The organism is Burkholderia stagnalis, assembly GCF_902830275.1.
Lineage (GTDB): Bacteria > Pseudomonadota > Gammaproteobacteria > Burkholderiales > Burkholderiaceae > Burkholderia > Burkholderia stagnalis.
The window spans coordinates 390,548-403,484 of the sequence record NZ_CADESW010000002.1 but is presented as its reverse complement, the minus strand read 5'-3'; the positions used below and the strand labels follow the sequence as shown (position 1 = coordinate 403,484).

Here is a 12,937-nt window from a genome sequence, read left to right as displayed (position 1 = left end):
TGCCGCCACCCGAAGTCCCACCACCAGCCCCCCCGTCGCCGCCCGCACTGCCTGCAGCATTGCCGGCCCCGCGACCCGTGCCGCCCGTTCCGCCGGACGTCGCGCCCGCGGTTCCGCCGACCCCCGCGGGCCCGACGGCACCGTTTCCGTTGTTGCCGTTGCTGCCGCTCCCGCTGCCCGTGCTGCCGCCACCGGCGCTACCGCCGGCGCCGTTGCCGCCAACGCCACCGCCGGCATACACGCGCGCGCTGCACGCAGCCGGATTGGCGGCGCACGACGATGCGTCGTCAGCCAGCATCATCATGGCTTCCGCACTGGCGGACGTCTCGGGCGCCGCGTTCTGCGCTACCGTCAACGGCGCGGTGAGGACAGTGTCGCCGCCCGCCGGCGCGGCAACCGGCCCGACGGCCCCCGTGTCCTGCGCGACGGCATACGAGCAGCAGCACGCAAACGCGGCCACGGCCAGCAAGGTTGCGCGATAGCGCCGTCCCGCCGCGCGGGACGTCTGTTTCGTCTTATGCATCATTGGCCTCCCTATGCGCGCGATGCCTCGTCGCCGCGCGGCTGTATGCGTGTAGTGCAGGGGGGCCAGCAAAGATGCGTTGTCGTTTCGGCGGCCGATGACGTCCGGACTGGTGCTGCTTCAAGCCAGCCGCGAACGCGGATCGGCACGCGGGCCCGCCGTGCGAGGCCTTAACTGCGAGATCCGTGCCATCGGCCGCCTACGCCCGTGGCGCAAGGCGGCCGCATGCCGCGCAACCGCGCATGAAACGTCCGGGTGGGGGTTTTGTTTCCGAAATGAAACGTCTGAACGATGCTCAGCGCGCCGTCGCGTCGGCCGCGCGCTGCCAGCGATGGAACAGGATCGATGCGATCCAGCAGATCAGGAACAGCGCGACGATGCCATACCCGAGCGCACCGAACCGTTCACCGAGCGCATCGAGCGCGTCGCGCACGGGGCCCGTCAGCGCGAGCTTGTCGGCGAGCAGGCCGGCCGCCTCGATGCCGCCGATCGCCAGCGCGACGGCCGCCGACACGAACGTAATGCTCGCGTTGTAGAGCAGCTTGCGCTGCGGATCGTCCATCGCCCAGCCGTACGCGTGGATCATCAGCACGTTGTCGGTCGAGTCGATCAGCGTCATGCCGGCCATGAACAGCGCGGGGAACAACAGGATCGCGTAGAGCGGCAGCCCCTGGCTCGCCTGCGCGGCGGCGATCGCGAGCAGGCCGATTTCGGTTGCAGTATCGAAACCGAGGCCGAACAGCACGCCTACCGGATACATGTGCCAGCTCTTCGTGACGAACCGGAACAGCGGCCGCAGCAGGCGCGCGACGACGCCGCCCCGCCGATGCGTGTGCGCGGTGCCGGCGTCGCCCGGCCGGCCGCCGCGGTAGCGCCGCCACACGTCGCGCAGGATCGCGAGGTTCACGCAGGCGAGCACCAGCAGGAAGGTGGCCGATACCGCAGTGCCGATCGTGCCGCCGACCTCGCGAAACGCATCGAAGCGCTCGCGCAACGCGAACGCGGTCAGCGCGACGCCGAGCGTCGCGGCGACCACGATCGTCGAATGGCCGAGCGAGAAGAACAGGCCGACCGTCAGCGGGCGCTGGCCGTCCTGCATCAGCTTGCGCGTGGCGACGTCGATCGCGGCGATGTGATCCGCGTCGACTGCATGACGCAGCCCGAGCCCGTACGCGATCGCGGCCGTGCCGAGCAGCAGCGGCCGGTCGCGCAGCACCGCGAACGCCCACAGCCAGACGGCCGCGTTGGCGGCAAGCAGCCCCGCGTAGAGCATCAGCAGGCGGCGCAGGGAAGGGGCGGGCGGCATCGGCGTGAATTCATATGAGGGATTGCCGTGGATTGTGGCACGGGCAAAAACATCGCGGCATCCGGTCAAAAATGCGGCGCGCCAATGAAAAAGGCCCGTCCGCGAACGGACGGGCCCTGCATGCCGCTGGCGCGGCGGGCGCTTACTTCGAATCGACGCGCTTCGCGTTGATCACCGCTTCCGACACGTTCGCCGGCGTTTCGGCGTAGTGCTTGAACTCCATCGTGTAGGTCGCGCGGCCCTGCGTCGCCGAACGCAGCGACGTCGAATAGCCGAACATCTCGGCGAGCGGCACCTCAGCGCGCACGAGCTTGCCGCCGCCGCCCGCAATGTCCTCCATCCCCTGCACGATGCCGCGCCGGCTCGACAGGTCGCCCATCACGTTGCCCATGAAATCCTCGGGCGTCTCGACCTCGACCGCCATCATCGGCTCGAGCAGCACCGGCTTCGCGCGGCGCATCGCTTCCTTGAACGCCATCGAGCCGGCCATGCGGAACGCGTTTTCGTTCGAGTCGACGTCGTGATACGAGCCGAAGGTCAGATGCACCTTCACGTCGACGACCGGATAGCCCGCGAGCACGCCGCTCTTCAGCGTTTCGGTGATGCCCTTGTCGACGGCCGGGATGAATTCGCGCGGAATCACGCCGCCCTTGATCTCGTCGAGGAACTCGTAGCCCTTGCCGGGGTTCGGCTCGAGCGTGACCACCGCGTGGCCGTACTGGCCGCGGCCGCCCGACTGCTTGACGAACTTGCCCTCGACGTCCTCTGCCTTCGTGCGCACCGTTTCGCGATACGCGACCTGCGGCTTGCCGACCGTCGCCTCGACGCCGAACTCGCGCTTCATCCGGTCGACCAGGATTTCGAGGTGGAGCTCGCCCATCCCCGAAATGATCGTCTGGCCGGACTCTTCGTCGGTCTGCACGCGGAACGACGGATCTTCCTGCGCGAGGCGGTTCAGCGCGAGGCCCATCTTCTCCTGGTCGGCCTTGGTCTTCGGCTCGACCGCCTGCGAGATCACGGGCTCCGGGAACTCCATCTTCTCGAGGATGATCGGCTTGGCCGGATCGCACAGCGTGTCGCCCGTCGTCGCTTCCTTCAGGCCGACCGCGGCCGCGATGTCGCCCGCGCGCACTTCCTTGATTTCCTTGCGCTCGTTCGCGTGCATCTGCAGGATCCGGCCGAGCCGTTCCTTCTTGTCCTTGGTCGGGTTCAGCACCGTGTTGCCCGATTCGACGACGCCCGAATACACGCGGAAGAAGATCAGCTGGCCGACGAACGGGTCGGTCATGATCTTGAACGCGAGCGCGGAGAACGGCTCGTCGTCGCTCGGATGACGTTCCGCTTGCTGGTCGTCGAGCGTGTGGCCGAGGATCGCGGGCACGTCGACGGGCGACGGCAGGTAGTCGATCACCGCGTCGAGCATCGCCTGCACGCCCTTGTTCTTGAACGCGCTGCCGCACAGCATCGGCACGATCTCGTTGGCGATCGTGCGCTTGCGCAGCGCGGCCTTGATCTCGTCCTCGGTCAGCGATTCATGGTCGTGCAGATACTTCTCGAGCAGTTCCTCGCTGGCTTCGGCCGCGGCCTCGACCATCTTCTCGCGCCATTCGTGCGCGAGCTCGACCAGGTTCGCGGGGATGTCCTCGTACGTGAACTTCACGCCCTGGCTTTCGTCGTCCCAGAGGATCGCCTTCATCTTGACGAGATCGACGACGCCCTGGAAATGATCCTCCGCGCCGATCGGAATCTGGATCGGCACGGCGACGCCCTTCAGGCGATCGCCGATCTGCCGCTGCACGCGGAAGAAGTCGGCGCCGACGCGGTCCATTTTGTTGACGAACGCGATGCGCGGCACCTTGTACTTGTTCGCCTGGCGCCACACGGTTTCGGACTGCGGCTGCACGCCGCCGACCGAGTCGTACACCATGCACGCGCCGTCGAGCACGCGCATCGAGCGTTCGACCTCGATCGTGAAGTCGACGTGCCCGGGGGTGTCGATGATGTTGATCCGGTGTTCCGGATAATTGCCGGCCATGCCCTTCCAGAATGCGGTCGTCGCGGCCGACGTGATCGTGATGCCGCGCTCCTGCTCCTGCTCCATCCAGTCCATCGTGGCCGCACCGTCGTGCACTTCGCCGATCTTGTGGCTCACGCCGGTATAGAACAGGATGCGTTCGGTAGTCGTGGTTTTGCCGGCATCGATGTGAGCGCTGATCCCGATATTGCGATAGCGCTCGATGGGGGTTTTGCGGGGCACGTGAACCTCCAGTGGTTCGGGTCAAAATCCGGCCGGCTGCGCCGGCCCGGGGTGGATCAAGCGAGATTTAAAGCATAGCGCTTGTATGTGGCTTTTGCAGATGCGGACCACCGGCGCGCATTCAAGGTCCGCGCGCGGCCGGCGGACGAAAAAAAAGCCGGCGCGCGAGGCGGCCGGCCGGTGGGCACGCGCGGCGTCGCGCCGCGGCGGGTGCCGTCACTGCGGCTTCGGCAGCCCTTCGATCTTCATGCCGGGCTTGATGCCCTTCGCCGCGAACCAGCCCTTGGACATCTCGAGCGCATAGACGCCGTTGTTGCGCGGGCAGTGGTTGCTGGTCGTCTCGGCCTGCATCTCGTCGATGTCGGTGACCGTGCCGTCCGCGCGGATGAACGCGATCGACAGCGGGATCAGCGTGTTCTTCATCCAGAAGCAGTGCACGGCGTTCTCGTTGAACACGAACAGCATCCCTTCGTTCGGCGCGAGCTGCGAGCGGTACATCAGCCCCTGTTCGCGATCGGCGTCGTTGGCGGCGACGGCCGCGTCGATCACGTACATGCCTGCGCGCAGCTTGACGTGCGGGAACTCGCTCGGCTGCTTGGCGCCGGGCGGCATCTGCGCGAGCGCGGCTTGCATGCCGAGCGCGGCGACGGCGAACGCGACGGGAAACATGGCGGCGCGCGCAAGGCGGCCGAACGACGAGCGCAGGGAGAATCGCACAGCAGGGCTCCTTTCGGAAAAGCAAGACCCGCATGGTACGCGAAGCGCACCGGCGGGCACAAAAAAGAAAAAGGCAGATCGCCTTGCGGTGACCTGCCTTTCAACGCCGTAAGAACGGCAACTACGTGTTCTTGACTGCGTTATTTTTACAGCTTGCCTGCTTAGTTCGAAGCAGCAGCCGGTGCTTCAGCGGCGCTAGCAGCAGCCTTCTTCGAAGCGTGGTGCTTCTTTGCGTGGTGCTTCTTAGCAGCCTTCTTCGCCGGTGCCGAAGCAGCTTCTGCCTTTTCTGCTGCCGGAGCTGCCGGAGCAGCTGCCGGTGCCGAAGCTTGTGCGAAAGCTGCCGTTGCGAAGAGGCCAGCGACCAGAGCGGCGATCAGTTTGTTCATGTTGTGTTCCTCAGCTTTTAGTTAATTAACCAAATGACCCGGCATAGGAGTCATGACGTCTAACGGTGCCATCCACCTTTCGGTTGACAGACGCTTCGAGAAATTTCTCATTGCGCTGCGGGCGCCGAATCGTATTCGAGAAAAACGTCGCTTTCGTGACGCAAACGCGATTCTGGCGCCAATGCCGGATAGCTCAGGATGGCATCTGCGTGGTTTAACGCGCGATCTTCGCAGGTGGTTGACGAAAAAATTCACGCATCACGCAAATGTCATTCGATGCGCGCGAAACCGTCCCAGGGCGCACGCGGCGGCAACTCGATTGTTTCTCCGGGCGCAATGCCGAGCGCGAATATGTCCAGCGCACCGATGCCGACGCGGACGAGGCGCAAGGTCGGGAAGCCGACCGCCGCGGTCATCCGGCGCACCTGGCGGTTCTTGCCTTCGGTGATCGCGAGTTCGATCCAGGTGGTCGGGATCGCCGCGCGGTAGCGGATCGGCGGGGTGCGCGGCCACAGCGCGTGCGGCGGCTCGATGAATTCGGCGCGGCACGGGCGCGTCACGTAGTCGCCGAGATCGACGCCGCGCGCGAGCGCCTTCAGGTCGGCGGGGCCCGGCGCGCCGTCGACCTGCGCCCAGTAGCGCTTCACGAGCTTGTGGCGCGGCTCGGCGATGCGCGCCTGCAACGCGCCGTCGTCGGTGAGCAGCAGCAGCCCCTCGCTGTCCGCGTCGAGCCGGCCGGCCGCATAGACGCCGGGCGTTTTTACCCAGTCGCCGAGCGACGGCCGCGACTCGTGCGCGGAAAACTGGCAAATCGTACCGAACGGCTTGTTGAGGGCGATCAGGGTCATGGCGGCTGGGGCGTGCCCGTCGGGCCGGGGGCGCACCGGACGGTCTATGGCAAATGGCGGAATCTTAATGCATAATACGGAACGGCAAGTCATCTGTCTTATATAAGACATAAGGGGAGACTTGATACGCAGCGCCGCGGTTCGCGCCGCCGCCCCCGATTGGGGCGCTAGAATAGCGGCTCGCTGTAGCCCTCACGGGAGTGGCGTCACCGCGTTCCCGTGCGCGCGCAGCTTCGACCAGAATTACCTGCTCAGCCACGTCACTGGAGTCGATCATGCCGTATCAGCACATCAAGGTTCCGGAGGGCGGTGACAAGATCACCGTCAACAAGGATTTCTCGCTCAACGTATCCGAGCAGCCGATCATTCCCTATATCGAAGGCGACGGTACGGGCTTCGATATCACCCCGGTCATGATCAAGGTCGTCGATGCGGCGGTCGAGCGGGCGTACAAGGGCAAGCGCAAGATCCACTGGATGGAGATCTACGCGGGCGAGAAGGCGACCAAGGTCTACGGCCCCGACGTGTGGCTGCCGGACGAGACGCTGCAGGTGCTGAAGGAATACGTCGTGTCGATCAAGGGGCCGCTGACGACCCCGGTCGGCGGCGGGATCCGCTCGCTGAACGTCGCGCTGCGCCAGGAACTCGACCTCTACGTGTGCCTGCGCCCGGTGCAGTACTTCAAGGGCGTGCCGTCGCCGGTGCGCGAGCCGCAAAAGATCGACATGGTGATCTTCCGCGAGAACTCGGAAGACATCTACGCGGGCATCGAATGGGCGGCGGGCTCCGAGCAGGCGAAGAAGGTCATCCAGTTCCTGCAGGACGAGATGGGCGTGAAGAAGATCCGCTTCCCGGAAACCTCGGGGATCGGCGTGAAGCCCGTGTCGACCGAAGGCACCGAGCGTCTCGTGCGCAAGGCGATCCAGTATGCGATCGACAACGACCGCAAGTCGGTCACGCTGGTGCACAAGGGCAACATCATGAAGTTCACGGAAGGCCTGTTCCGTGACGCCGGCTACGCGCTCGCGCAGAAGGAGTTCGGCGGCGAGCTGATCGACGGCGGCCCGTGGATGCGCGTGAAGAACCCGAAGACGGGCAACGAGATCGTCATCAAGGATTCGATCGCCGATGCGTTCCTGCAGCAGATCCTGCTGCGCCCGGCCGAATACGACGTGATCGCGACGCTGAACCTGAACGGCGACTACATCTCCGACGCGCTGGCTGCGCAGGTCGGCGGCATCGGCATCGCGCCGGGCGCGAACCTGTCGGATTCGGTCGCGATGTTCGAGGCGACCCACGGCACCGCGCCGAAGTACGCCGGCAAGGATTACGTGAACCCGGGTTCCGAGATCCTGTCGGCGGAAATGATGCTGCGCCATCTCGGCTGGACGGAAGCGGCGGACACGATCATCGCCGCGATGGAGAAGTCGATCCTGCAGAAGCGCGTCACGTACGACTTCGCGCGCCTGATGGAAGGCGCGACGCAGGTGTCGTGCTCGGGCTTCGGTGAAGTGCTGATCGAGAACATGTAAGCCCCTTGCGGGGCGGGCCGGCGCAGGTCCGGCCGCCCCGGCGCCCACTGCCGGCGCCGGGGCGTCTTGTGAATGGCAGGTTTGGCAGGGCGGTCCGGCATGCGGCCCGCATGCCCTGCAAGGTAGAACATGACGGCCCTCGCAACACCGCCGCCCGGCTGAGCCGCCGCGGCGCCCATTCGCGACCGATCCGGTCACCCCTCCGCCGGTTACCGCCGGCGATCTTCAGTTCCAATATTCACGTAGCAACGCATCGACCATGTCCACTTCGCCCAAGATCATCTACACCCTCACCGACGAAGCGCCCGCGCTCGCGACCTATTCGCTGCTGCCGATCGTCAAGGCCTTCACGCGCTCGTCCGGCGTCGCCGTCGAGACGCGCGACATCTCGCTCGCCGGCCGCATCATCGCCGCGTTCGCGGACGTCCTGCCGCCCGCGCAGAAGGGTTCTGACGATCTGGCCGAGCTGGGCCAGCTCACGCTGAAGCCGGAAGCGAACATCATCAAGCTGCCGAACATCAGCGCATCGGTGCCGCAGCTGAAGGCCGCGATCGCCGAACTTCAGGCGCAGGGCTACGCACTGCCGGCCTACCCGGAAGAGCCGTCGACCGACGAAGAGAAGGCCGTCAAGGCCCGCTACGACAAGATCAAGGGCAGCGCGGTGAACCCCGTGCTGCGCGAAGGCAACTCCGATCGCCGCGCGCCGCTGTCGGTCAAGAACTACGCACGCAAGCACCCGCACAAGATGGGCGCATGGCAGGCCACGTCGAAGGCGCACGTCGCGCACATGAGCGAAGGCGACTTCTACGGCAGCGAGAAGTCGGCGCTGATCGCCGATGCCGGCAGCGTGAAGATCGAGCTGACGACGACCGACGGCGCGAAGAAGGTGCTGAAGGAAAAGACGGCCGTCAAGGCGGGCGAGATCATCGACGCGTCGGTGATGAGCAAGAACGCGCTGCGCAGCTTCATCGAAGCGCAGATCGCCGATGCGAAGGCGCAGGGCGTGCTGTTCTCGGTGCACCTGAAGGCGACCATGATGAAGGTCTCCGATCCGATCCTGTTCGGCCATTTCGTGTCGGTGTTCTACCGCGACGCGCTCGCGAAGCACGCGGACGTGCTCGCGCAGGCCGGCTTCAACCCGAACAACGGCATCGGCGACCTGTACGCGCGCCTGAAGGATCTGCCGGCCGACACGCGTGAAGCGATCGAGGCCGACATCAAGGCCGAATACGCGGTGCGCCCGCGCCTCGCGATGGTCAACTCGGACAAGGGCATCACGAACCTGCACGTGCCGAGCGACGTGATCGTCGACGCATCGATGCCGGCGATGATCCGCGAGTCGGGCTGCATGTGGGGCCCGGACGGCGAGCTGTACGACGCAAAGGCCGTGATTCCGGACCGCTGCTACGCGGGCGTCTACCAGGCCGTGATCGAGGATTGCAAGCAGCACGGCGCATTCGACCCGGTCACGATGGGCAGCGTGCCGAACGTCGGCCTGATGGCGCAGGCGGCCGAAGAATACGGTTCGCACGACAAGACGTTCCAGATTCCGGCGGACGGCGTCGTGCGCGTCACCGACGAAGCGGGCAACGTGCTGCTCGAGCACACGGTCGAGGCGGGCGACATCTGGCGCATGTGCCAGACCAAGGACGCACCGGTGCAGGACTGGGTCAAGCTCGCGGTGAACCGCGCGCGCGCGACCGGCGCACCGGCCGTGTTCTGGCTCGATCCGGCCCGTGCGCACGACGCGCAGGTGATTGCAAAGGTCGAGCGCTACCTGAAGGATCACGACACGAACGGCCTCGACATCCGCATCATGACGCCGGTCGACGCGACTCGTTTCTCGCTCGAGCGCATCCGCGCGGGCCAGGACACGATTTCGGTGACGGGCAACGTGCTGCGTGACTACCTGACCGACCTGTTCCCGATCATGGAACTCGGCACCAGCGCGAAGATGCTGTCGATCGTGCCGCTGATGGCGGGCGGCGGGATGTTCGAGACGGGCGCAGGCGGCTCCGCGCCGAAGCACGTGCAGCAGTTCGTCGAAGAGGGCTTCCTGCGCTGGGATTCGCTCGGCGAATTCCTCGCGCTCGCGGCGTCGCTCGAGCACCTCGGCCACGCGTACCAGAACCCGAAGGCGGTCGTGCTCGCGAAGACGCTCGACCAGGCGACCGGCAAGTTCCTCGACGAGAACAAGTCGCCGGCGCGCAAGGTCGGTGGCCTCGACAACCGTGGCAGCCACTTCTACCTGTGCCTGTACTGGGCGCAGGCACTCGCCGCCCAGACCGACGACGCGGCGCTGCAGGCGCAGTTCGCCGGCATCGCGAAGGCGCTGGGCGACAGCGAGGCGCGCATCCTCGAGGAACTGGGCGCGGCGCAGGGCAAGCCGGTGGCCATCGGCGGCTACTATCGCCCGAACGTCGAGCTGACGAGCCAGGCGATGCGCCCGAGCGCGACGCTGAACGGCATCGTCGACGCCGTCGCCTGACGACGCGCGCGGCACGGCATCACGGCCGCCCGAAAAGAAAAACGCCCCGCACGCGCGGGGCGTTTTTCGTTGCAGGGCCGTCATTCACACGTGGACGATTTCCCATTCGGCGATTTCGTGCGGCACCTCGAGGGTTGCCGTGTCCAGTTCGGACAGTTGCGGGCAGTCGCCGCGGGAGATGTGGTCCGCGGCATGCTCGGGGCTCGAGAACGCGCCGAGCAGTGCGTTGCCGAACGTCGCTTCCCAGCCGCCGTTGCCCGGCAGGATGTAGAACGACCCGAGCGCTGAACCAAAGCGAAATCCTTTCATTTCCGTTCTCCCTTTCCGATTACACGCGATTCGATTTCCTGGCGCCGCCCGCCGGTCCGGCAGGCTCTGGTCTGGCGGCTGCTGCGTCGGGTTCGTCGCCGGTGCGTTTCGAACCTCGCTGCGTGTCGCCAGTGCATGGAACAAAGTCTACGTCCGCGACCCAGTCGGATGGTGCACCTGGATGCGCTGCTCGAAACAAAAATTCTCTTTTAAAAACAATCGATTATTTCTGTCGTTTTGTATTGCGGAACGATTTTCGGCATCGCGAAACAGAAAATTTGTGCCCTGCACCACGAATTTTCAGAAGGCAGGGACTTGTTCCACATCGTGAAATTTTTGAGATTGGGTTGACCGGGTAGCGGAAAGCCGACGCGCGTTCGGCCAACGGACGTGCTGTGTGATCGCGGCGGATGCGGCGATTTTCGTCGTTCGGGGCGGGAAGCGGTCGCCGGATCGACGGCGAATGGTCCGCACGGGGAGGCGGGCGGACCTTCGCATCGATCCTGGGCACGCATGCGACGTTTGGCCGCCCGGCTGCAGCCACCGATTTACGGGACAGACGTCCGGTTATGATGTTGCGGGTTACGCTGCCAATGCGTTCGACTGTGTTCGAGCGCGTTCGCCCGACCAGCGGGGGCCGCCGACCTCGAGTCGTCGCTCTATTCGAAGAAGCGTGCGATCGAAAGACGCCGCGCGCCGCCTGATCATCCGGTCGGCGCTAGCCGGGTGACGCCGGCCTGCGATGCGCGCGCGGATGCGCGCTTATCCGCCGCCAGCCAGGCGAGCGGCGCATCCGCCCGGCATGGCCCGCCGCCCACCGGCAATCCCGCTCCGCAGGGCCTTCCGGACAAAAACCGTCAAGAACGAGGAACGATTGATGATACGCAGAACCTTCCTGTCGCGCGCCGTCGGCGTTGCCGTCGCGTCGCTGGTCGCGCGCAGCGCATGGGCGCAGCACGCGGGCCACGCGGGCATGGCCGGCATGGAGCAGATGGACGACATGCCCGGCATGGCCGGCATGTCCCATGGACAGCACGGGAAGCACGCATCGGCCGCGCGTCCGGCGCCGCTCGCGGCCGCCGACGCGCTGCCGGCCGGCGCGCCGCTCGCACCGCTGCGCATGCTCGCGAACGAAAGCCGCGAGCCCGGGACGTTCCGCGCGACGCTCGTCGCGCAGCCGGTCGCGCGACCGCTGCTGCGCGGTGCGCGACCGACGACGTTCTGGCAGTTCGGCGACGGTGCGCAGGGGCCGGTCGTCGGGCCGCTGATCGATGTCCGCGAGGGCGACACGGTCGAGATCCGGTTCGTGAACCGGCTGCCGCAGCCGTCGACGATTCACTGGCACGGCCTGCCGGTGCCGCCGGACCAGGACGGCAACCCGTCCGACCCGGTTGCGCCGGGCGCGTCGCACGTCTATCGCTTCACATTGCCGAAGGGCAGCGCGGGCACCTACTGGTACCACCCGCATCCGCACATGATGACGGCCGAGCAGGTGTTCCGCGGGCTCGCGGGGCCGTTCGTCGTGCGCGCAGCGGACGATCCGCTGGCCAGCTGGCCGGAGCGCAACCTGTTCGTGTCCGACCTGAAGCTCGCGCGCGACGGCACGATTCCGCCGAACGACATGATGGACTGGATGAACGGCCGCGAAGGCCAGTTCGTGCTGGTCAACGGTGCGCGCAGGCCGCGCATCGACGTGGCCGGCGACGAGCGCTGGCGTGTGTGGAATGCGTGCAGTGCGCGCTATCTGCGGCTCGCGTTCGACGACGGCCGCGCGTTCGAGCACGCCGGCACCGACGGCGGGCTGCTCGAGGTGCCGCGCCGCGTCACGTCGCTGCTGCTCGCGCCGGGCGAGCGTGCGGAGCTGCTGATGCGCGCGGGCGACCGCGCCTCGCGCGCGGTGCTGGTCGCGGCCGAGTACGACCGGCGCAAGATGGCGATGTCGGACGACGGACACGGCAGCCTGCCGCCGGACCCGGCGCTGCCGCTCGCCGATGTCGCCTTTGCGCCGGCCGCCGCGCGCCCGGTGCCCGCGACGTTGCGCGCGGTGCCCGCGCTCGGCAAGCCGGTCGCGGACAAGACGGTCGCGTTCGGCGAGGAAATGGACATGGACGCGATGATGGCGGCACCGGCGCACGGCCGGCCCGCGGGCATGCGCTTTACGATCAACGGCGACACCTACGCGCCGCACCGTGCGACGCTGACGAGCCGCGCGGGCGACGTCGAGCGCTGGACGATCCGCAACGAGACCGACATGGATCACCCGTTCCACCTGCACGGCACGCAGTTCCAGGTGATCGAGCGCGCGTCGAACGGCACGCGCACGCCGGAGCCGTTCCGCGCATGGCGCGATACCGTGAACGTCCGCAGCGGGGAAACCGTCACGTTCGTCACCACGCAGGACACGCGCGGCGAACGCATGTTTCATTGCCACATCCTCGAGCACGAGGATCTCGGCATGATGGGCACGCTGAAAGTCGTGTGACGCGCCATCCGCGATTCGGCGGCATGCGGGCGTGCGATGCCGATCTGCACGCTCGCCAATACAATCTGCGGCCATGTATTGCGATTGGA

At 66.5% G+C, this 12,937-nt stretch carries 9 protein-coding genes; 3 read left to right on the top strand and 6 right to left on the bottom strand.

From position 1 onward, the window contains the following. Positions 1 to 818 precede the first annotated feature (818 nt). From HWY45_RS05810 to HWY45_RS05790, 5 genes are all read right to left on the bottom strand, one after another. Positions 819 to 1,829 (bottom strand): HoxN/HupN/NixA family nickel/cobalt transporter, encoded by a 1,011-nt coding sequence (locus tag HWY45_RS05810; protein ID WP_059884018.1) that lies wholly within the window; start codon positions 1,827 to 1,829, stop codon positions 819 to 821. Between the two features lie 142 nt (positions 1,830 to 1,971). Beyond that, complete coding sequence (gene fusA / locus HWY45_RS05805) at positions 1,972 to 4,086, bottom strand: elongation factor G (RefSeq protein ID WP_059559422.1); 2,115 nt, start codon at positions 4,084 to 4,086, stop codon at positions 1,972 to 1,974. A 216-nt stretch (positions 4,087 to 4,302) separates the two neighbouring features. Continuing rightward, positions 4,303 to 4,803, bottom strand: a complete 501-nt coding sequence (locus tag HWY45_RS05800) for a DUF192 domain-containing protein (RefSeq protein WP_059884017.1) — start codon at positions 4,801 to 4,803, stop codon at positions 4,303 to 4,305. Positions 4,804 to 4,964: 161 nt separating this feature from the next. Continuing rightward, positions 4,965 to 5,189 (bottom strand): hypothetical protein, encoded by a 225-nt coding sequence (locus HWY45_RS05795; RefSeq protein ID WP_071733224.1) that lies wholly within the window; start codon positions 5,187 to 5,189, stop codon positions 4,965 to 4,967. A 269-nt stretch (positions 5,190 to 5,458) separates the two neighbouring features. Beyond that, positions 5,459 to 6,037, bottom strand: coding sequence for a pseudouridine synthase (locus HWY45_RS05790; protein ID WP_059884016.1), 579 nt, complete (start codon positions 6,035 to 6,037; stop codon positions 5,459 to 5,461). A 275-nt stretch (positions 6,038 to 6,312) separates the two neighbouring features. Between HWY45_RS05790 and icd the strand changes: the two genes are divergently transcribed. Beyond that, on the top strand, positions 6,313 to 7,569 hold the full coding sequence (gene icd / locus HWY45_RS05785) for an NADP-dependent isocitrate dehydrogenase (RefSeq protein WP_059884015.1): 1,257 nt from the start codon (positions 6,313 to 6,315) through the stop codon (positions 7,567 to 7,569). Positions 7,570 to 7,828: 259 nt separating this feature from the next. Further along, the gene (locus HWY45_RS05780; RefSeq protein WP_059884014.1) at positions 7,829 to 10,057 is read left to right on the top strand and encodes an NADP-dependent isocitrate dehydrogenase; all 2,229 of its coding nucleotides are present in this window, start codon (positions 7,829 to 7,831) and stop codon (positions 10,055 to 10,057) included. 84 nt (positions 10,058 to 10,141) lie between these two features. On the opposite strand, the gene HWY45_RS05775 is transcribed toward HWY45_RS05780, so the two are convergent. Continuing rightward, positions 10,142 to 10,366: a hypothetical protein gene (locus tag HWY45_RS05775; protein ID WP_059559403.1), complete on the bottom strand. Its 225-nt coding sequence runs from the start codon at positions 10,364 to 10,366 to the stop codon at positions 10,142 to 10,144. A gap of 877 nt (positions 10,367 to 11,243) precedes the next feature. On the opposite strand from HWY45_RS05775, the gene HWY45_RS05770 reads away from it, so the two are divergent. Continuing rightward, on the top strand, positions 11,244 to 12,848 hold the full coding sequence (locus HWY45_RS05770; RefSeq protein WP_150999015.1) for a multicopper oxidase family protein: 1,605 nt from the start codon (positions 11,244 to 11,246) through the stop codon (positions 12,846 to 12,848). Positions 12,849 to 12,937: the final 89 nt, after the last annotated feature.